The 19,880-nt window shown below is 70.0% G+C and carries 17 protein-coding genes; 6 read left to right on the top strand and 11 right to left on the bottom strand.

The window, feature by feature from the left end:
• Positions 1–178: 178 nt before the first annotated feature.
• The 4 genes from NB3_RS17525 to dapE form a co-directional block, all read right to left on the bottom strand.
• On the bottom strand, positions 179–1,948 hold the full coding sequence (locus tag NB3_RS17525) for a long-chain-acyl-CoA synthetase (protein WP_084486322.1): 1,770 nt from the start codon (positions 1,946–1,948) through the stop codon (positions 179–181).
• Positions 1,949–1,952: 4 nt separating this feature from the next.
• Positions 1,953–2,522: an LOG family protein gene (locus NB3_RS17520; protein ID WP_067804139.1), complete on the bottom strand. Its 570-nt coding sequence runs from the start codon at positions 2,520–2,522 to the stop codon at positions 1,953–1,955.
• A complete protein-coding gene (locus NB3_RS17515; RefSeq protein ID WP_067804198.1) occupies positions 2,516–3,325 on the bottom strand; it encodes an LOG family protein in 810 nt (269 codons plus the stop codon). Before NB3_RS17515 ends, NB3_RS17520 begins: the two co-directional genes overlap by 7 nt.
• 268 nt (positions 3,326–3,593) lie before the next feature.
• Positions 3,594–4,697: a succinyl-diaminopimelate desuccinylase gene (gene dapE / locus NB3_RS17510; RefSeq protein WP_067804136.1), complete on the bottom strand. Its 1,104-nt coding sequence runs from the start codon at positions 4,695–4,697 to the stop codon at positions 3,594–3,596.
• Between the two features lie 311 nt (positions 4,698–5,008).
• Here dapE and dapD point away from each other — a divergent pair, with 311 nt between their 5' ends.
• On the top strand, positions 5,009–5,956 hold the full coding sequence (dapD, locus tag NB3_RS17505) for a 2,3,4,5-tetrahydropyridine-2,6-dicarboxylate N-succinyltransferase (RefSeq protein WP_067804134.1): 948 nt from the start codon (positions 5,009–5,011) through the stop codon (positions 5,954–5,956).
• 33 nt (positions 5,957–5,989) lie between these two features.
• On the opposite strand, the gene NB3_RS17500 is transcribed toward dapD, so the two are convergent.
• Both NB3_RS17500 and NB3_RS17495 read right to left on the bottom strand, forming a co-directional pair.
• Positions 5,990–6,364 (bottom strand): PPOX class F420-dependent oxidoreductase, encoded by a 375-nt coding sequence (locus tag NB3_RS17500; protein WP_067804131.1) that lies wholly within the window; start codon positions 6,362–6,364, stop codon positions 5,990–5,992.
• Positions 6,365–6,410: 46 nt separating this feature from the next.
• Positions 6,411–7,829, bottom strand: a complete 1,419-nt coding sequence (locus tag NB3_RS17495; protein WP_067804128.1) for an acyl-CoA synthetase — start codon at positions 7,827–7,829, stop codon at positions 6,411–6,413.
• Positions 7,830–7,966: 137 nt separating this feature from the next.
• Between NB3_RS17495 and NB3_RS17490 the strand changes: the two genes are divergently transcribed.
• A complete protein-coding gene (locus NB3_RS17490; protein ID WP_067804126.1) occupies positions 7,967–8,818 on the top strand; it encodes an oxygenase MpaB family protein in 852 nt (283 codons plus the stop codon).
• A gap of 98 nt (positions 8,819–8,916) precedes the next feature.
• Positions 8,917–9,636 (top strand): hypothetical protein, encoded by a 720-nt coding sequence (locus tag NB3_RS17485; RefSeq protein WP_067804123.1) that lies wholly within the window; start codon positions 8,917–8,919, stop codon positions 9,634–9,636.
• 1 nt (position 9,637) lies between these two features.
• Here NB3_RS17485 and NB3_RS17480 read toward each other — a convergent pair whose 3' ends face one another.
• On the bottom strand, positions 9,638–10,270 hold the full coding sequence (locus NB3_RS17480) for a TetR/AcrR family transcriptional regulator (RefSeq protein WP_067804120.1): 633 nt from the start codon (positions 10,268–10,270) through the stop codon (positions 9,638–9,640).
• A 170-nt stretch (positions 10,271–10,440) separates the two neighbouring features.
• On the opposite strand from NB3_RS17480, the gene NB3_RS17475 reads away from it, so the two are divergent.
• The gene (locus NB3_RS17475) at positions 10,441–11,304 is read left to right on the top strand and encodes an oxygenase MpaB family protein (RefSeq protein ID WP_067804117.1); all 864 of its coding nucleotides are present in this window, start codon (positions 10,441–10,443) and stop codon (positions 11,302–11,304) included.
• On the opposite strand, the gene pruA is transcribed toward NB3_RS17475, so the two are convergent.
• From pruA to NB3_RS17455, 4 genes are all read right to left on the bottom strand, one after another.
• Positions 11,305–12,939, bottom strand: coding sequence for an L-glutamate gamma-semialdehyde dehydrogenase (gene pruA, locus NB3_RS17470; protein ID WP_067804115.1), 1,635 nt, complete (start codon positions 12,937–12,939; stop codon positions 11,305–11,307).
• Between the two features lie 119 nt (positions 12,940–13,058).
• Positions 13,059–14,168, bottom strand: coding sequence for a succinyldiaminopimelate transaminase (gene dapC / locus NB3_RS17465; protein ID WP_067804111.1), 1,110 nt, complete (start codon positions 14,166–14,168; stop codon positions 13,059–13,061).
• An 8-nt stretch (positions 14,169–14,176) separates the two neighbouring features.
• The gene (gene fdxA / locus NB3_RS17460) at positions 14,177–14,500 is read right to left on the bottom strand and encodes a ferredoxin (protein ID WP_014987978.1); all 324 of its coding nucleotides are present in this window, start codon (positions 14,498–14,500) and stop codon (positions 14,177–14,179) included.
• Between the two features lie 305 nt (positions 14,501–14,805).
• A complete protein-coding gene (locus tag NB3_RS17455; protein WP_067804108.1) occupies positions 14,806–17,421 on the bottom strand; it encodes a bifunctional FO biosynthesis protein CofGH in 2,616 nt (871 codons plus the stop codon).
• A 363-nt stretch (positions 17,422–17,784) separates the two neighbouring features.
• Between NB3_RS17455 and NB3_RS17450 the strand changes: the two genes are divergently transcribed.
• Positions 17,785–18,282 carry a PH domain-containing protein gene (locus NB3_RS17450; RefSeq protein WP_067804105.1) on the top strand — a complete coding sequence of 166 codons (498 nt, stop codon included), beginning with the start codon at positions 17,785–17,787 and terminating at the stop codon, positions 18,280–18,282.
• Positions 18,279–19,874: a PH domain-containing protein gene (locus NB3_RS17445; protein ID WP_067804102.1), complete on the top strand. Its 1,596-nt coding sequence runs from the start codon at positions 18,279–18,281 to the stop codon at positions 19,872–19,874. Before NB3_RS17450 ends, NB3_RS17445 begins: the two co-directional genes overlap by 4 nt.
• The last annotated feature ends 6 nt before the right edge of the window (positions 19,875–19,880 follow it).

The following is a 19,880-nucleotide window of genomic DNA, read 5'->3' as shown; positions in this document are numbered from 1 at the left end:
ACCGGGATCGCGGTCGAGTCGTGACGGGTCCGGGGTGCCCGACGAGTGACCATGTGGTCGCGAAACCGGTCGTCTCCTAATTCCCAGACCGTACCAGTCGAGTGCCACAAGATCAGCGCGCAGTCCTGCGGCACCGCTGTGACAACCACCGCCACCAGGCTCTTTCCGCTGCCGGCCGTCAGCTCTTCGGAACGCGGCCCGCTGCTACGTCGGCGGCGTAATCGGCGTAGGCGGGGATGTAACCCTCGCTGCGGCCCGCGAGGACGTACAGCGTGCTGTCGGAGTCCTCGCTGTAGCCCTGCTTGCGCAGTTCGACCTTGCGGCTCTTGAACGTCGAGGTCTGCTCCAGCTCGTGCACGATCCGGACGAACAGCGGAACGGCATATCCCGGCAATCGCTCATAGGCCAGCTTCGCCACCGCCGCGCCGTCGAATTCCGCGCCGGGACGCAGCGTCACCGCGGCCATGCCCGCCTTGCCGTCGGTGCCGGGGATGTCGACGCCGTAGACCACCGCCTGCTCGATCGCCTCCGCCTTGCTCAGCGCGCCCTCCACCTCGGTGGTCGCCACGTTCTCCCCTTTCCAGCGGAACGTGTCGCCGAGCCGGTCCACGAACGCGATGTGGTGCCAGCCCTGATCGCGCACCAGATCGCCGGTGTCGAACCAGACGTCACCCGATTCGAAGCCGTCGCGCACCAGCTTGGCCTCGGAGGCGGCCTTGTCGGTGTAACCGTCGAACGGGGAGCGGTCGGTCACCTTCGCCAGCAGCAGGCCGACGCCACCGGTGCCGACCCGGCGCAGGCGTCCGTTCTTGTCGCGCTTGGCCTTTCCGGTCTCCTCGTCGTACTCGACGACCGCGTACGGCAGCGGGCCGAAACCCGCCGTGCGGTCCACACCGAAGGCGTTGACGAAGGCGATGTTCGATTCGCTGGCGCCGTAGAACTCCACGATGCGGTCGATGCCGAACCGGGACTTGAACTCGTCCCACAATTCCGGACGCAATCCGTTGCCGACGGCGAGCCGGATCGAATGCCGCCGGTCGCTCGGCTTGGCCGGTTGATTGACCAGGTAGCGGCACAGCTCGCCGATGTAGATGAACGCCGTGGCCTGCTCGCGGATCACCTCGTCCCAGAACCGGGACGCGGAGAAACTCCGGCCGAGCGCGAACGCGCCGCCGGAAGCAAGCACCGCGGACAACGCGACGGTGAGGGCGTTGTTGTGGTACAGCGGCAGGCAGCAGTACATGGTGTCGTTGCCGCGCAGGCGGATACCGAGGCCGCCGAGTCCGGCCATGCTCTTGGTCCAGCGCAGATGCGTCATCACGCTGGCCTTCGGCAGTCCTGTGGTGCCGGAGGTGAAGATGAGGAACGCCCGCTCGCGCGCGGTGACTTCCGCGCAGCTCGGCGGGTCGCCGTCGTCGGCGTCGCGGGCGGCCGCGCTGAGTTCGTCGGCCGGGAGGACGTTCGCGGGCGGTTCGGGCAGCGAGTCGATCGCCTCGGAGCATTCCGCGCCGACCACGTTCAGCACGCTGTCGAGCAGGCCGATGCTGTGCGCCAGCACCTGGTCACGCTGATGATGGTTGAGCAGTCCCACCGTGGCCCCGAGCTTGGCCGTGGCCAGCACGACGAACAGCGTCTCCGGCCGGTTGGTCATCAGCACGCCCACCACGTCGCCGCGGCGCACCCCTCGTGCCGCGAGCACGCTCGCATACCGGTTCACCTCCGCGTTGGCCGCGCCGTAGGTGTAGGCCGTGCCCTCGAACCGCAGGAACGGGCGGTCCGGATGCCGGTGGGCGTTGCGCTGGAAGTACAGGCCCACCGACGACTTGGAATCCGGTGTCACGAGCATGTTCAGCGCGTTGCGCAGCATGCCCGGCGCGTCCATGGCCATCGCGGGCAGATGGCGGGCGAGGTCGGCCAGACTCACCGTCGAGCGGGCATCGGTGCTCACGTCTTCAGCTCTCCTCACGGGGTAGGCGCGCCTCCAGCGCCGCGAACGCGGACGGGAGATCGGTCACCACGGTAATCCGGGACAACGCTGTCTGGGGCACGAACTTCCGCTCGTACAGCTCGTCCAGCCAGGAGAACAAACCGTCGAAGAATCCATTGGGATTCAGCACAACAACGGGTTTCCCATGCTGTCCCAGATAGCCGCCGGTCCAGGTCTCGAAGAACTCCTCCAGCGTGCCGATGCCGCCGGGCAGGGTGAGGAAGGCGTCGGCGCGGTCCTCCATCACCTGCTTGCGCTGGCGCATGGTGTCGGTGACGACCAGTTCGTCGGCGTCGACATCGGCGACCTCACGGTGCACCAGGTGCTTGGGGATCACGCCGATGGTGTTCGCGCCGCCCGCGCGCGCCGCGGTGGCGACCGCGCCCATCATCGAGACGTGCCCGCCGCCGGACACCAGTTGCCAACCGCGCCTGGCGATCTCGGTGCCGACCCGGGCGGCCAGCGACAGGTGGTCCTGGTCGGTCGTGCTCGCCGAGCAGTAGACACAGACGGCGAAAGGCCGCTCGCTCACCACTGATCCTCCGTCCCGATCGCGTCCTCGGCGCCGCCTGCTATCGCGGCGGCCTGGATGATGTCCACGACCTCGTCGACGCTGTCTGTCACGTGCAGCAGTCCGAGGTCGCCCGGGGAGATCTTGCCGGAGCCGCCCAGCGAATCGCGCAACCAATCGACCAGCCCGGCCCAATACCTGGTGCCGAACAGGATGATCGGGAACCGGGTGATCTTGTGTGTCTGCACCAGCGTCAGCGCCTCGAACAACTCGTCGAGCGTGCCGAAGCCGCCGGGCAGGCAGATGAACGCCTGCGAGTACTTCACGAACATCGTCTTGCGGACGAAGAAGTAGCGGAAATTGATACCCAGATCGACCCAGTCGTTGAGGCTCTGCTCGAACGGCAGCTCGATGCCGAGGCCGATCGAGTAGCCGCCCGCCTCGCAGGCGCCCCGGTTGGCCGCCTCCATCGCGCCCGGACCGCCGCCGGTGATCACCGCGAAGCCCGCACGCGCCAGGGCGGCGCCGATGGCCAGCCCGGCCTGGTACTCCGGATGGTCGGCGGAGGTGCGCGCGGAACCGAAGACGGTCACCGCTCGGGGCACCTCGGCGAGCGCGCCGAAGCCCTCGACGAACTCGGCTTGGATACGCAGCACGCGCCAGGGATCGGTGTGCACCCAGTCCGTGTCGCCGCGCTTGTCCAGCAAGTTCCGGTCGGCGGTGCTGACACCGTCGGCACGGTCGCGCCGGAACATGATCGGCCCGCGGAACTTCGGTGTCGACTTCGGTTTGCTGGTGACCTCACGGTCCGCGGCGTCGGTGGACATGCGTTCCACGCTACCGCCAGGCAAGGGGGTCTCCCTGGCTGGACGGGAGAAGTCGTCCGATGTTCAGCCGGAGGCAGGCGGGCTGAGACGCGGTCGCAATCTCGGCGCTCAGGGCGCACGCCACCGCGCGAACCACGGTCGCGGGCTCTCGTCGGCCACTGGCGATCTCGATGACCGGCGGTGATCGAACGGCATGGCGGAGCGGGCATACGCGCCGGTCCGAGTCGGAGTGCGGGGATGCGCCGACCAGGATCGACGCCGCGGCGGCTCAGTCCGGCGTGCCGCTCAGGTAGCTGCGGAGCATCGCGGTGACGGCGGTGATCTGGTCGACGGGCACGTGCTCGTCGCGCTTGTGCGCGAGGTTGGGATCGCCGGGACCGAAGTTGACTGCGGGGATGCCACGGGCCGCGAAACGCGAGACGTCGGTCCAGCCGTACTTCGCGCGCACACCGCCGCCGCCGTGGCGCTGCACCGAGGCGATGAGGTCCTTGGCGGCCGTGGCCGTCAGCCCCGGCAGCGCGCCCGGCGCGGCGTCGATGACCTCGAAGGACAGCTCGAGGCCGGCGAAGACCTCGCGCACGTGCTCCACGGCCTGGTCGATGGTGCGGTCGGGCGCGAAACGGAAGTTGACCTCCAGCTCGGCGGCGTCCGGCACGACGTTGCCCGCCACACCGGCCTCGACCCGCACCGCGGACAGGCCCTCGCGATAGACGCAGCCGTCGATGTCCACTTCCCTGGCGCGGTAGTCGGCCAGCCGCCGCAGGATCGGAGCCAGCCGATGAATCGCGTTGTCGCCCAGCCACGCCCGCGCCGCGTGCGCGCGCACGCCGGAGGTGCGCAGCCCGATGCGCATCGCGCCCTGGCAACCGGCCTCGATCCAGCCGCCGGACGGTTCGCCGAGCACGGCGAGGTCGCCGGCGAGCCACTCGGGCAGGTCGCGTTCGATGTGCCCGAGGCCGTTGAACTCGGCGGCGATCTCCTCGCCGTCGTAGAAGATCAGGGTCAGGTCGTGCACCGGGTCGGCGACGGTGGCGGCCAAGTGCAGGAAGACCGCGTCGCCGGATTTCATGTCCACCGAGCCGCAGCCGTAGAGGACTCGCTCACCCGCCGCGTTCACCGCGAACCGGCCGGGCACGTTGTCGGCGATCGGCACGGTGTCCAGGTGCCCGGCGAGGATCACCCGGGTGGGCAGGCCGCGATGGGTGCGCGCCAGCACCACATTCCCGTGCCGGAGGATCTCGAACCCCGTGGTCTGCTCCCGCAGCGCGCGCTCCACCACATCGGTGACGGCCGCCTCGTCGCGCGAGACGCTCGGGATGTCGACGAGCGCGGCGGTCAAGGTGATCGGGTCGGCATGCAGGTCGATGGTCACGCGCTTCACCCTACGACCGGTGCCCCGCCGCGGCCGCCGGTACCGGCCGGTGTGCCACCCCCTCGCACGGGATAGCCGTCCGCGCGGACGACGTCGGCGACCACCGGGTCGGCGATATATCAGCGGCATGGCCGGAACCTGCCGCTACGCGGACGGCGCGGCCCGGTGGGCGGACCGACACATGCGCAGCAGCAGGTCCCACCAGGACACTCGTCCCACCGGTCCGGCAGCCGGACGCGTATCGAGCCTGGTGATCGGGGTCGCCGGAGCAGCCGCACCATTGCCCGGCACGGGTCGGTAACCTCTAGGCCGTGAGCATCCAGGGAGCAGCAGCCATCGGTATCGCCAACGTGACCGCGGACGGGACCGTGCTGGACACGTGGTACCCGAACCCGCAGCTGGGCGAGTTCGCCGAGACCGGCACCAAGCGGCTGGACGAGGCGCCCGCCGAGTACGCGGCGCTGCTCGGCTTCGACGACGCGCGCGGGGTCGACGTGATCGCGGTGCGCACCACGATCGCCGACCTGTCCGCGGCCCCGGTCGACGCGCACGACGTCTACCTCCGCCTGCACCTGCTCTCGCACCGCCTGGTCAAGCCGCACGAAGTGAGCCTGGACGGCCAGTTCGGCCTGCTGACCAACGTGGTGTGGACCAATCACGGCCCCGCCGCGGTCGATGGCTTCGAGGCCACCCGCGCCAAGCTGCGCGCCCGCGGGCCGGTCACGGTGTACAGCGTGGACAAGTTCCCGCGCATGGTCGACTACGTGCTGCCCTCCGGCGTCCGCATCGGCGACGCCGACCGGGTCCGCCTCGGCGCGCACCTGGCCTCCGGCACCACCGTCATGCACGAGGGCTTCGTGAACTTCAACGCGGGCACCCTCGGCGCGTCCATGGTCGAGGGCCGCATCTCCGCGGGCGTCGTGGTCGGCGACGGCTCCGACATCGGCGGCGGCGCGTCCACCATGGGCACCCTGTCCGGCGGCGGCACCACGGTCATCTCCATCGGCGAACGCTCCCTGCTCGGCGCGAACTCCGGCCTCGGCATCCCCCTCGGCAACGACTGCGTCGTCGAGGCGGGCCTCTACCTCACCGCGGGCACCAAGGTCACCACCCCCGACGGCACTGTGGTCAAGGCCGCCGAACTGGCAGGCCGCGACAACCTCCTGTTCCGCCGCAACTCCACCACCGGCGCCGTCGAAGTGGTCCACCGCAAGGGCACCGGCATCGAACTCAACGCCGACCTCCACGCCAACGACTGAACCGGCCCCGCGAGTGGCACATGGTGGTGCCACTCACGAAGCCAGGCCGAAGGCGATGACCCGGTGGGGGTGGATGCGGATCATTTCGCGGGAGACGCCGGAGATGTAGGGGTCGACGTCGGTGAGGGCTTCGGCGGTGCCGCGGATCTCGAGGCAGCGGACTCGCCATGGCTGGACCGATGCCACGTCGTCGACGACGAACGCGACGCGGTCGTTGGTGGCGAGGTTGCGGAACTTCCACGAGGCGCCCATGTTCCAGCCCGCGATGTCGATGGTGCCGAGGTCGGCGTTGTAGCGGAAGCCGACCGGGTTGTTCTGCGGGGTGCCGTCGGGCCGGACGGTGGCCAGCCGGCCCAGCCGCTGGGTGTTCAGGTAGTCGATCTGTTCGGGAGTCAGGGTCGCAGTCATGCGCCGACCGTAGAACCTCTACTTAACTCGAGGTCAATCCCCACGGTCAGCCGAGCTGCTTCTTCTGCACCTTTCCCATGGCGTTGCGGGGCAGCGCGTCGACCATGCGGATCTCGCGCGGGCGTTTGTGCACCGAAAGTTGCCCGGACACGTGGTCGATCAGCTCGCGTTCGGTCGCGGCATCCCGCAGTACGACGAACGCGGTGATGCGCTGGCCGAGGTCGTCGTCGGGCAGACCGACCACCGCGGCCTCCGCCACCGCGGGGTGGCCGAGCAGCACCGTCTCCACCTCGCCCGCGCCGACCCGGTACCCACCGGACTTGATCAGATCCACCGATTCCCGGCCGACGATGCGGTGGAAGCCTTCCTGGTCGATGACGGCGACGTCGCCGGTCCGGAACCAGCCGTCCTCGGTCCAGCTCTGCGCGGTCGCCTCCGGGCGGTTCAGGTAGCCGTCGAACAGCATGGGCCCGGACACTTCCAGAGCGCCGATGCTCTCGCCGTCGTGCGGCACCGGAGCCCCGGACTCGTCCCTGATCCTGGTGCGCACACCCCGCACCGGCGTGCCGACCCAGCCCGGCCTGCGCTCACCGTCGGCCCGGGTGGACAGCGTGATCATGGTTTCGCTCATGCCGTAGCGCTCGACCGGCGCGTGCCCGGTCAGCTCGCGCAGCCGCTCGAACACCGGCACCGGCAGCGGAGCGCTACCGGAGACCAGCAGCCGCGCGTCGGCCAATTGCTTCGCCGCGTCGGGGTCGTCCACCACCCGCGACCACACGGTGGGCACACCGAAGTAGAGCGAACCCTTGGCCGCCGCGTACGCCTGCGGCGCCGGCTTGCCGGTGTGGATCAGCGGACTGCCCACCCGCAGCGGACCGAGCAGACCGAGGATCAGCCCGTGCACATGGAACAACGGAAGCCCGTGCACCAGCGTGTCGCTCGCGGTCCACGCCCATGCCTCGGCGAGGGCGTCCAGACCCGCGGCGATCGCGCCGCGGCTGAGTATCACCCCCTTGGGCAGGCCGGTGGTTCCCGAGGTGTAGAGGACGAAAGCCGTGCCGGCCGGATCGGGTTCGGGATAGGTGTGCCAGGACCTGGCGTGCAGCCGCACCGGCACCACGGGCAGCGAGGCTTCCTCCGGCGCTTTCCCCAACCACGCCTGAGCACCCGAATCGGCCAGGATGTGCGCCCGTTCCGTGGTTCCGCTATCCGGGGGCACCGGCACCACCGTGACGCCCGCGATGAGGCAACCCACCACCGCGAGCACGGTCCGCACGGTGGGCTCGGCCAGCACCGCCACCCGTTGCGCGCCCGCGACGCGCTCGGCCACCGATGTGGCCGCGCCGAGCAGATCGCTGCGCGAGAGGGTGGTTCCGTCGATGGTGACGGCGTCGGGGATGTCCGCTCCGCCTGCGACGGCGAGCGGGTTCAGGGAGCTGAGCAGCAGCGGCGGACCGAACGGCATTCGCTCACGCTACTTCGCCGGATTCGCGGCGGCGTCGCGGCGTCCCGCGCGAAGCGGCGCCGAGTATGACGGTTGACACTCGCGCTGACGTGGTGAGAACGTTGGTGTACAGCTTTCTCAGCACTGCGAGGTCGACGATGACCAGGCCACTTCCCGCGACGCATCGTCCCGAACCGCCGGATTCCTTCGACATCGGGCACTACATCGACGGCGTCGCGGGCCTGTTCGGCGGCGTCGCGAACGTCATCATGCAGCTGAGCACCCCTCCGGTCGGCTACGGCGTGCTGGAGAGCACCGTCGACAGCGGGAATGTGATGTTGCATCCGGTCAAACGGCTGCGCACCACGTTGACCTACCTCGCCGTGGCGATGCTCGGCACCGACGAAGAACGCGCCGCCTACCGCGAGGCGGTGAACGTCGCGCATCGCCAGGTGCGTTCCACAGACTCCAGCCCGGTGCGCTACAACGCCTTCGATCCCGCGCTGCAACTGTGGGTCGCGGCCTGCCTGCATTGGGGAGCGCGGGATCTTTACGAGCGCATGCACGGCCCGATGGACGAGGCGACGGCCGAGGCATTCCACCGCCTCGGCGCCCGGCTCGGCACCACCCTCCAGATGCCCGAGTCGATGTGGCCCGCCGACCGCCGCGCCTTCGCCGAGTATTGGGCCGCCCATCTCGCCGACACCAGCATCGACCCGACGATCCGGGCCTATTTCGACGATCTCATCGACCTGCGCATGCTGCCGCGGCCCGCACAGCTGGCCCTCGGGCGCCTGCACCGCTTCTTCGTGACGGGTTTGCTGCCCGCGCATCTGCGCGACGAGATGGGGATGACCTGGACCGACCGCGACGAACGCGTGCTCGGCCACATCCTGCGCGCCGTCGGCGCCACCCAGTCCCGGCTTCCGCGACCGATCCGCGCGTTCCCGCTGAACGCCTATCTGCTGGATATGCGTGTCCGGCGCCGCCTCGGGCTCCGCCTGGTCTGAAGCGGCCGTCGTTTCACCACAGTTATCACTGGGCAATCGCATCTCGTACTGCTGATCGCCATCCGACGCGATCCGGCGCCACCGGCCAGGAGGAGACGATGGGCTATCGAACGACGTTGACCGGGCTGATCGCCTGCGTGTTCGTGGCGCTGTCCGCGCCGGTCGCCGGTGCCGACGACTCGGCCGAAACCGAGGTCGCCGCAGTGCCTCCGCGCACGTCGATCTCCGTGCGCACCGTGGTCGGCATCGGCTGGGGCACCCCGAACGAGCACGAGTCACGCTCGAGCCTGTCATTGGCCAAACTCTTCCTCGCCGACTACGCCTTGCGCCACGGCGACGGCTCGCCCGAGGACCGCATGCTGGGCGAGCGAATGATCCGCTACTCCGATGACGGGGCCGCGACCGCGATGGAGGCCAAGTATCCCCAGGCCATCGCGGCCGTCGCCGCCGAATACGGACTCGCCGAGACCGTGCCCGGCCCCGACTGGGGCGCCGGGGCGACCAGCACCGCGAACGTGTCCGACTTCCTGGCCACCAAACTGCGCACCGATCCCGGATCGCCGATCTTCGAATGGATGGCCGCCGCGGGATCGACGGCGCAAGACGGCACCGAACAGGACTGGGGCACCGCCCGGTGGCCGTTCGTGCAGGGCACCAAGTGGGGCTGGTCGGATTTCGGCGAGCCCGAGGTCGCCTCGACGTCCTTCGGTCCGGGTTTCGCGGTGACCGCGCACACCCGCGGCACCGCGGCCGAGCAGACCGCGGACGTCATGGCCGCGCTCGGAGCCATGCTGTTCGGCCTGCCGCTGCACCGCTGAGTCAGCGCACGCGGAAGGACACCACCACGTGGTCGCGTGCGAACTGCCGGATCGCCGCGTCGTCGCCGAGCGGGATGACGGTCTGCGGCGTCAGCGCCAGTGACAGCGCGGTGCGCGCGATCATCTCGGCCAACGGCTCCGGATCGTATTCGGGCAGCTTGCCCTCCCGCTGCAAGCGCGTGATGAACTCCGCGAGGTAATCCCGGCCGAGTTCGATGACCGGCGCGCCCTGGGTGGTCAGGTAGGGCAGCACGAGTTCGGGTTCGGTGGCCAGCAGCCGGTGGATCAGCTGGTTGCCGCGCAACCCGTTGATGAACGCGGCGAACAGCTCGACGATCTGTTCCTCGGCGCCGGCGTCCCGGTCGACCTGGCGCTGGAGCGCGGCGTCGACCTCCTCGATGAACTCGCGCGTCTGCCGCAGCCCCACGGCCATGATCAGATCGGACTTGCTCGCGAAGCGGCGGTAGAGGGTGGCCAGGGACAATCCGCCGCGGCGGGCCACTTCCACCATGCTGGTTCGCTTGATGCCGAAGTCGAGGAACGCCAGCAGCGCCGCGTCGAGCACGCGCGCCTGGTTGCGATCCTCCGGGGCAGTGCTGCGCACCAGCGGCAGCAGTCTGGTCAGCCTGGCCATACCTTCAACCCTATCCGCGACGGCGACACGATGACACTTTCAGCATCGCACATCATCACCGCCGCCTCAGTCCGATTGACAGGCCCCCGAGTCGATGAGAGGGTTAGGACATAATCTTCTCATCGACCGATCCTCCGGGGATCGGGCGGATACGAAAGACGAGGTCGACGATGACCGCGCCGCTGCGCACCGCCGAGCACGAACCGGATCCGAGCCGGACCCTCACCCCCGAGACGGCCGCGGAGTACGTGGACGGCATCGCCGCGTTCCTCGGGGGCGCCGCCAACGTCATCATGCAGCTGAGCCTGCGCCCGGTCGGCCGGGGCGTGCTGGAGAGCACCGTCGACAGCGGCAAGGTCACCCTGCATCCGATCAAGCGGCTGCGCACCACCCTGACCTACATCGCCGTGGCGCTGCTCGGGTCGGACGAGGAACGCGACGCCTACCGCGAGGCCGTCAACGTGTCGCACCGGTCGGTGCGCTCCACGGCCGCGAGCCCGGTCAAGTACAACGCCTTCGACCCGAACCTCCAGCTGTGGGTCGCCGCGTGCCTGTACTGGGGCATCGATGACCTCTACACCCGGATGCACGGCCCGATGGACGACGCGGCCGCCGACGCCTTCTACGCCTACGCCGCGCGACTGGGCACCACCCTTCAGATGCGGCCGGAGATGTGGCCGCCGAATCGCGCCGAGTTCCAGCGGTATTGGGATGAGAACCTGAAACAGCGCGGCATCGAGCCGGAGTTGCGGGACTACTTCAACGGCCTGATCGACCTGAAGATGATGCCGCGACCGGTGCAGGTGGTCTTCGCCGGGTTGCAGCGCTTCGTCGTCACCGGCCTGCTTCCCCAGCACCTGCGTGACGAGATGGGCATGACCTGGACCGACCGCGACCAGCGGCGGTTGGACCGGCTGCTGCGGGTCATCGGAGCCGTGCACGGACGGCTGCCGGACGGGGCGCGTATGTTCCCGCTCAACGCCTACCTGTTCGACCTGCGCAGGCGCCTGCGGCAGGGCAAACCGTTGGTGTGATCACCGGTCCATGTGCGGGTAGCGGTAGTCGACGGGCGGCACGAACGTCTCCTTGATCGTCCGCGGCGCGACCCAGCGCAGCAGGTTCAACGGCGAGCCCGCCTTGTCGTCGGTGCCGGAGGCGCGTGCCCCGCCGAACGGCTGCTGCCCCACCACAGCGCCCGTGGGCTTGTCGTTGACGTAGAAGTTGCCCGCCGCGAAACGCAATGCGGCGTCGGCCTGTTCGATCGCGAACCGGTCCTGCGCGAACACCGCGCCGGTCAGCGCGTAGGGCGCCGCCGACTCGACTTCGGCGAGTATGGCGCTGTAGGCGCCCGGTTGGGTGTCGTCGTAGACGTACACCGAGAGGATCGGCCCGAAGTACTCGGTGGCGAACGATTCGTCGTGCGGGTTGTCGGTCAGGAACACCGTCGGCCGGACGAACCAGCCCTCGCTGTCGTCGTAGGTCCCGCCGACCGGGATGGCGACGCCCGCGTCGGCGGCGCGCCGGATGGCCGCCGCGTTCTTGTCGTAGGCGCGCCGATCGATCAGCGCCCCACCGAAATTCGACAGATCCGCCACGTCGCCGTAGGTCAGCCCGTCGGCGTCGTGCAGGAAATCATCACCCATCGCGCGCCAGACCGACCGCGCGATATAGGCGCGCGAAGCCGCCGAGCACTTCTGGCCCTGGTACTCGTAGGCGCCGCGAATCAGGGCGGCGCGCAGCGCGCCGGGGTCCGCCGAGGAGTGCGCGACGATGAAGTCCTTGCCTCCGGTCTCCCCCACCAAGCGCGGATAGCCGTGGTAGCGACCGATATTCGCGCCGACCTGCTGCCAGAGATACTGGAACGTCGTGGTGGAACCGGTGAAATGGATGCCGGCCAGCCGCGGATCGGCCAAGGCCACCTCCGACAGTTGCGCCCCGTCGCCGGTGACCATGTTGATCACGCCGGGCGGCAGGCCCGCCGCCTCCAGCAGCCGCATCGTGTGGAAGGCCGACAGCGTCTGCGTCGGCGACGGCTTCCACACCACCGTGTTGCCCATCAGCGCGGGCGCGGTCGGGAGATTCCCGGCGATGGCGGTGAAGTTGAACGGCGTGATGGCGTAGACGAACCCTTCCAGCGGCCGATAGTCCATCCGGTTCCACACCCCGGCGCTGGAGCGGGGCTGCTGCTCCAGGATCTCCCGCGCGAACGCGACGTTGAAGCGCCAGAAGTCGACCAGTTCGCACGGCGCGTCGATCTCGGCCTGCTGTGCCGATTTGGACTGCCCGAGCATGGTGGCCGCGGCGATCGTCTCCCGCCACGGCCCGGCCAGCAGGTCCGCGGCGCGCAGCAGCACCGCGGCGCGCTCCTCGAACGGCAGCGCCCGCCAGCCCGGGGCGGCGGCCGTCGCGGCGTCGATGGCCGCGTGCGCTTCCGAATGCGTGGTCTGGGTGTAGGTCCCCAGCACGTGCCGATGCCGGTGCGGGGCGACGATATCGTGCCGTTCGCCGAGACCGGGCCGGTGCTTGCCGCCGATCACGAGCGGCACGTCGACGGACTCGGCGGACAGCTCGGCGAGCTTGCCGAGCAGTAGCTCCCGTTCCGGACTTCCGGGCGCGTAGGAGTGCACCGGTTCGTTGGCGGGCGTAGGGACAACCGTGACAGCGTCCATACCTCAGGCTAGCTCGCCGGGCACGGCCGACGCGTACGCCGACACGCCGCCGCACAACGTGGTGCGGCGACCAGCCCCCTGAGCGTTGCTGCGCTCGCCGGAGCCGGGCGACGCAGGCGTCAGCCCGCGGTCAGCCGTTCGGCCGCCGCCGCGATCCGCTCGTCGGTCGCGGTCAGCGCGATCCGCACGTGCTCGCTCGCGCCGGGGCCGTAGAAGTCGCCGGGCGCGGCGAGGATGCCGCGGGCGGCGAGCCACTCCAGCGTGGTACGGCACGGCTCGCCGCGCGTCGACCACAGATACAGGCCCGCCTCGGAGTGATCGATCCGGAAACCCGCCGCTTCCAGCGCCTTCCGCAACACGTCGCGGCGGGCGCGGTAGCGCTCCCGCTGGCGCGCCTCGTGGGCGTCGTCGCTGAGCGCGGCGGTCATCGCGGCCTGGATCGGGAACGGCACCATCATGCCCGCGTGCTTGCGCACTTCGAGCAGTTCCGCGACCAGCTCCGGGTCGCCCGTCACGAATCCGGCGCGGTAGCTGGCCAGATTGGAGGTCTTGGACAGCGAATGCACGGCCAGCAGGTTGGTGTGGTCGCCGTCGCACACCTCGGGGTCGAGCACGGAGACGCCGCGCCCTTCCCAGGTCAGGCCCAGGTAGCACTCGTCGGAGGCGACGATCACGTCGCGCTCCCTGGCGAAGGCGACCACCTTGCGCAGATGTTCGACGCCGAGCACCCGGCCGGTGGGATTGGACGGCGAGTTCACGTAGATCAGCGCGGGCGTCTGCGGACCGAGCCGGGTGAGTCCGTCCGCGCGCAGCACCTGCGCGCCCGCCAGCAGCGCGCCGACCTCGTAGGTGGGATAGGCGACCTCGGGGATGACGACCAGGTCGCCCGCGCCGAGTCCCAACAGCCGGGGCAGCCCCGCGATCAGCTCTTTCGTGCCGATCGCGGGCAGCACGGCCGCGGGCTCCAGTCCGGTGATCCCGTAGCGCCGCTTCAGCGCGTCGACCGCGGCCGCGCGGAGCTCGGGGGTGCCATGCGTGGTCGGGTAACCGGGGACCGTCGCGACGGAGTTCAGCGCCGTCCGGATCAGCGGGTCGACCGGGTCGACCGGGGTGCCGACGGACAGATCGACGATCCCGCCGGGATGGGCGGCCGCCCGAGCCTTCACCGAAGCGATGGTGTCCCAGGGAAAATCGGGCAGCAGACTGCTGACCCGGCCACGCGGTGACACGTCAGATCTCACTCACTCGCCATCGGGGGCAGTTCCTTGATGAACGGCGGGTCGTAGTCGACCTTGCCGACTTTGGTCGCGCCGCCGGGCGAGCCCAGCTCGTCGAAGAAATCCACGTTGGCGTTCACGTATCCGCTCCACTGGTCCGGGGTGTCGTCTTCGTAGAAGATCGCCTCCACCGGGCACACCGGCTCACATGCACCACAGTCCACGCACTCGTCGGGATGGATGTACAGCATGCGACCGCCCTCGTAGATGCAGTCCACGGGGCATTCCTCGATGCATGCCTTGTCCTTCACGTCAACGCACGGTTCAGCGATGATGTACGGCACTGCCGCTCTCCTAGTCTGTCCTCGCCTGCGGGATGGTCCGCCCGGCGAAACCCTATCCCGGCACCCCACGTTACTACTGGTCAGCCTGCCCTAACTTCCTGCCCGGCGCACCCCGACGCGGGGCACGATTCGGACTCCGCCACCCGCCGCACGCCCCGGGGACCACGTTCCGGGAGGTAGCGCCGGAGCGCGCGGCGGCGGGGCCGCATTCGCGCCGGTCCCGGCTGCCCGCGGCCGACCGGAGAACCGGTCGCGCCGTGGGCCCGAACCTGTCGCCGTCGCCGGGCCACGACGCGATCGGCGTATCAATCGACCAGTACCGCCTGAAGCCCCGGGGAGACGGACGATCCGCGGTGCTTCGGGACGCCGTAGGTCGTCGTCCGCTCCCGGGCCGGCCGTCCGATGCCGGAGGCGATCTCCACCAGCTCGGCGACCGTCTTGGCCGAGCCGTGCTGCGAACCCGCCATCCGGGAGATGGTCTCCTCCATCAACGTGCCGCCCAGATCGTTGGCGCCGCTGTTGAGCATCACCCTGGTGCCGGTGATGCCGAGCTTGACCCAGCTGGTCTGGATGTTGCGGATCCGCCCGTGCAGCATGATCCTGGCCAGCGCGTGCGCGGCGCGGTTGTCCCGGTTGGTCGGACCAGGCCGCGCGGCGCCCGCCAGGTACAGCGGTGCGCTCTGGTGCACGAACGGCAGCAGCACGAACTCGGTGAACCCGCCGGTCTCGTCCTGGATGCCGCGCAGCACCCGCAGGTGCCCGACCCAGTGCTTCGGGTTGTCCACGTGGCCGTACATCATGGTCGAACTGGACCGGATGCCGACCTGGTGCGCCGTGGTGATCACGTCGATCCACGCCGAGGTGGGCAGTTTGCCCTTGGTGAGCACCCAGCGCACCTCGTCGTCCAGGATCTCCGCGGCGGTGCCGGGGATGGTGTCCAGGCCCGCCTCCTTCAACGCGACCAGCCAGTCCCGCACGCTCTGGCCGCCGCGCGAGGCGCCGTTCACGATCTCCATCGGGCTGAACGCGTGCACATGCATCGACGGCACCCGCTGCTTGACCGCCCGCACCAGGTCCGCGTACCCGGTGACCGGCAGGTCGGGGTCGATGCCGCCCTGCATGCAGACTTCGGTGGCGCCGTCGACATGCGCCTCCCAAGCCCGGTCGGCGACCTCCTCCGTGCTCAGGGTGAACGCGTCCGCGTCGCCCTTGCGCTGGGCGAACGCGCAGAAGCGGCACCCGGTGTAGCAGACGTTGGTGAAGTTGATGTTCCGGTTCACCACATAGGTGACGTCGTCGCCGACGGTGTCGCGACGCAGCTGATCGGCCAGCGCGGCGACCGCGTCCAGCTCCGCGCCGTCGGCCGTGGCCAGCGCGAGATATTCGGCGTCGCTGAGCCCGGCCGGGTCCCGCTCGGCGGCGCGCAGCGCGGCGAGCACGTCGGAGTCCAGCCGCTGCGCAGGGGCGGCGGCGAGGTCGCGGGCCTGTTCGCGAATGGTGTCCCAGTCGCCGAAGGCACCGACGATGTCCTGCCCGAGCGCCGAGTCGCTGCGGGCCTCGGTGTTGCGGCCCTCGGTGTCGATGGCGGTGTTGAGGTCGACGCGTCCGGCCGACTCCCAGGACTCGTCCGGCTCCTGCCAGGGCAGGCCGACCGGGATCGCGTCCGGATTCGCCAGCCCCGTCGCCGGGTCGGTGAGCGCCGCGACGTGCGCGCCGATCCGCGGATCGACCCACGGGTTGCCCGCGCGCACGTACTTCGGGTGCGCGGAGGTCCGCTCGACCAGCCGATAGCCCGCCGCCTCGGTGATCTCCCGCAACGTGTCCAGGTTCGGCCACGGACGCTCAGGGTTCACATGATCGGGTGTCACCGGCGAGACGCCGCCCCAGTCGTCGATGCCCGCGTCGATCAGCGCGCGGCACTCGGCGTGCGAGACCAGGTTCGGCGGCGCCTGCACCGGCACGTCCGGCCCGAGCAGGATGCGGGTGACGGCGATGGTGGCGAGGAATTCCTCCAGGCCCGCGTCCGGCACGTCCCGCATCGCGGTGTCGTCCTTGGCGCGGAAGTTCTGCACGATGACTTCCTGGATGTGCCCGAAAGCCTTGTGCTGCTTGCGAATCGCCATGATCGATGCGGCCCGCTCCGCCATCGTCTCGCCGATGCCGACCAGGATGCCGGTGGTGTAGGGCACCGAGAGCCGCCCGGCGTCGGTGATGGCCCGCAGCCGCACGGCCGGGTCCTTGTCCGGACTGCCGTAATGGCAGTTGCCCTTCTCGGTGAACAGCCGCGTCGAGGTGGTCTCCAGCATCATGCCCATGGACTGCGCCACCGGCTTGAGCCGCGCGATCTCCTCCCAGGACATCACGCCCGGGTTCAGGTGCGGCAGCAGGCCGGTCTCTTCCAGCACCATGATCGACACGGCGCGCAGGTAGTCCAGCGTGGAGTCGTACCCGCGCTCGTCCAGCCACTGCGCGGCCTCCGGCCAGCGGTCCTCGGGCCGGTCACCCAGCGTGAACAGCGCCTCTTTACAACCGAGCGCCGCGCCCCTGCGTGCGATGTCGAGCACCTCGTCGGGTTCGAGGAACATGCCCTTGCCCTCGGCGCGCAACTTGCCCGGCACCGTCACGAAGGTGCAGTAATGGCACTTGTCCCGACACAGGCGGGTCAGCGGGATGAAGACGTTGCGGGAATAGCTGATCGTCTTCGGACGCCCCGCTGAGGCCAGCCCGGCGTCGCGCACCCGCGCGGCGCTGCGGCACAGATCGGCCAGGTCGTCGCCGGTGGCGTGCAGCAGCACCTCGGCCTCGTCCACGTTCAACGTGACACCGTCGCGGGCCCTGCGCAGCGCCCGGCGCATGGCCGAAGGACTGGGCGGCGCGGACGGGACGCTCGGGTTCGGTAGGTCGGTCACGCCCTCGATCATGCGCTACACATCCGGAACTGTCTCCCTCCAGTGCTGGTTGCGGCGAAGCGGACGGCCACGGCTCCGCTCGCCACGGAGCCCACGCGGGGACGCGGAGCGCCGTTGAGCGTTGACAACTGCGCGGTACCCGAGGCTATTCCGTGCCGCTGCTCTGCGACGCCGGCTCGGGGAGAGCGCCGAGACGATCCTTCCCGTCTCGCGCCGCACACCCACGACGGACTCGTGCTCGAATCGGATGGCGCGCAGTCGTTCTCGTCCAGTAAGGAGAAGCCCCCGGCCACCCGCCTGCCGGATCGGCGAAGTCACGTAACGGCTCATCGTCGACTGCGACAGCGACCGTGTCTTCGTGCAACTATTGGCAGCATGTCGCAGCCGCGCACGATCATGGCCGATCCGGCCTGGCGCCCCAGTCCGAAGGCGAAGCTCCTGTGGACCGTGCAGGCCGCCATCGCGTGGGTGATCCCGTTCGCGGCCCTGCTGGTGTGGGCGGTGCTCGATTCCGCGCATCGCGGCTGGCAGCTCGGATTCTTCCTGGTCGCGCTCGTGCCGGCCGCGGTGAACATCGGCGTCGCACCGTGGTGGCGGTACGCGGTGCACCGCTGGGAGGTCACCGACGAGGCGGTCTACACCCGGGTCGGCTGGCTCACCCAGGAAAGCCGGGTCGCGCCGATCTCCCGGGTGCAGACCGTCGACACCGAACGCGGACCGCTCGAACGCCTGCTCGGACTGGCGACGGTCACCGTGACCACCGCGTCCTCCGCCGGCGCGGTGCAGATCAGCGCGCTGGACCTGCCGGTCGCCGAGGAGACCGTGGCGCGGCTGACCCGGATCGCCGCCCAGCACCGCGGAGACGCGACATGAGCGCCGAAGCGACCGACGCCGGGCAACCCTGGCAGCGGCTGGACAAGCGGATGCTGCTGGTGCACCCGATCACCGAGGTGGTGAAGTTCATCCCGGTGCTGATCGGTTCGGTGATCCTCGGGACCAGCAGCGGCAACCACGTGTGGAGCGTCATCCCGCTCGCGTTGATCGTCGGATTCGCGCTCACCCGCTGGTTCACCACGACGTATCGAGTCGGGCCCACGCACGTCGAACTGCGCACCGGGCTGCTGGAACGCAAGAAACTGTCGGTGCCCCGGTCTCGGATCCGCTCGGTGGACATCGAAGCCGACCTGCTGCACCGGGCCCTCGGGCTTGCGGTGCTGGCGATCGGGACCGGCCAGCAGGCGGATTCGGGTGAGAAGTTCAAGCTCGACGCCCTGGACGCCCGCGTCGTCCCGCCGTTGCGCGCCGCGTTGCTCGCCCATACGGCGGACCGCGTCGACGCGAGCAAGGACCGAGAACAGCCGCAGCAGAACGTGTCCGGCGGTTTCACCGCCGCGCGGACCCGGGCGCGCGAGATCGGGCACTGGCGTCCGGCGTGGGTGCGCTACGCCCCGCTGTCGCTGACCGGGTTCGCGATCATCGCGCCGATCGTCGGCTTCGCGCTGCAATACGGTCTCGGTGAGATCGTCTTCCGGTCCGACGCGGTGCACGACGTGGAGGACGGCGGCGTGCTCGTCCTCGTGCTCGCCGGGGTCGCGCTGCTGAGTGTCATCGTCGTCGCGGTCAGCGCTGCCGCGTGCGCGCACTATCTGACCACTTATTTCGGGCTGCGCGTCCGCGACGACGGCAAGACCTTGCAGCTGCGCCACGGCCTGTTCACCACCCGCCAGATCACCCTCGACCGGGCCCGGCTGCGCGGAGCGACGGTCTCCGAACCGCTGTTGCTGCGCCTGGCGGGCGGCGCCGAACTCGAGGCCATCATGACCGGCCAGAATCCCCGGCAGCGGATTCTCCCGCAGGCTCCGCGCGGCGCCGTGGAGCACACCCTCGGACATCTGCTCGCCCCGGAAGAAGTGCGCGACAACGACATTCCTGTCCGTCCGGACGCGCGGCCCACCGGCGCGGGCGCGGCGGACGCGCACGCCGTCCCGGCGCCGGGCAGCGCCCCGTTGACCGCGCACGGCCCGGCCGCCCGGCGACGCAGACATACCCGCGCACTCGCGCCGGTCGCCCTCATCGCGGCGGTGCTGCTCGTCAACTCGCTTGCGGGACAGCACTATTCGCCGTGGTGGTGGCTGCTGCCCGGCCTCACGCTGCCGCTCGCGCTCGCCCTCGCCGAGGACCGCTACCGTGGCCTCGGGCACGCGGTGCTGCCCCGCACGACCGGCAACCCCGCCTGGCTGATCACCCAGGCCGGATCGCTCGACCGCGACCGCGACTGCCTGGAGGCCCCCGGCGTGATCGGCTGGACCGTGCGCCAGACCTTCTTCCAACGCCGCGCCGGAGTCGCCACCGTCATCGCGGCCACCGCGGCGGGCAAGAAGCGCTACGCGGTGGTCGACCTTCCCGCCGACCAGGCGTTGGGACTCGTCGAAGCCGTCACACCCGGGCTGTCCGGCGCGCGCTGACGCCAC

The organism is Nocardia beijingensis NBRC 16342, assembly GCF_001612785.1.
Taxonomy (GTDB): Bacteria; Actinomycetota; Actinomycetes; order Mycobacteriales; family Mycobacteriaceae; genus Nocardia; species Nocardia beijingensis.
Note: the sequence above shows the minus strand (reverse complement) of the source record. Positions and strands in the feature narration are given on the sequence as shown.

Excerpts from the sequence above, each read along its gene's own strand:
- NB3_RS17515 (WP_067804198.1), bottom strand. The coding sequence starts at position 3,325 with ATGTCCACCGACGCCGCGGACCGTGAGGTCACCAGCAAACCGAAGTCG.
- NB3_RS17500 (WP_067804131.1), bottom strand. The coding sequence starts at position 6,364 with ATGACTGCGACCCTGACTCCCGAACAGATCGACTACCTGAACACCCAG.
- NB3_RS17495 (WP_067804128.1), bottom strand. The coding sequence starts at position 7,829 with ATGCCGTTCGGTCCGCCGCTGCTGCTCAGCTCCCTGAACCCGCTCGCC.
- NB3_RS17490 (WP_067804126.1), top strand. The coding sequence starts at position 7,967 with ATGACCAGGCCACTTCCCGCGACGCATCGTCCCGAACCGCCGGATTCC.
- NB3_RS17485 (WP_067804123.1), top strand. The coding sequence starts at position 8,917 with ATGGGCTATCGAACGACGTTGACCGGGCTGATCGCCTGCGTGTTCGTG.
- NB3_RS17480 (WP_067804120.1), bottom strand. The coding sequence starts at position 10,270 with ATGGCCAGGCTGACCAGACTGCTGCCGCTGGTGCGCAGCACTGCCCCG.
- NB3_RS17475 (WP_067804117.1), top strand. The coding sequence starts at position 10,441 with ATGACCGCGCCGCTGCGCACCGCCGAGCACGAACCGGATCCGAGCCGG.
- pruA (WP_067804115.1), bottom strand. The coding sequence starts at position 12,939 with ATGGACGCTGTCACGGTTGTCCCTACGCCCGCCAACGAACCGGTGCAC.
- NB3_RS17455 (WP_067804108.1), bottom strand. The coding sequence starts at position 17,421 with ATGATCGAGGGCGTGACCGACCTACCGAACCCGAGCGTCCCGTCCGCG.
- NB3_RS17450 (WP_067804105.1), top strand. The coding sequence starts at position 17,785 with ATGTCGCAGCCGCGCACGATCATGGCCGATCCGGCCTGGCGCCCCAGT.
- NB3_RS17445 (WP_067804102.1), top strand. The coding sequence starts at position 18,279 with ATGAGCGCCGAAGCGACCGACGCCGGGCAACCCTGGCAGCGGCTGGAC.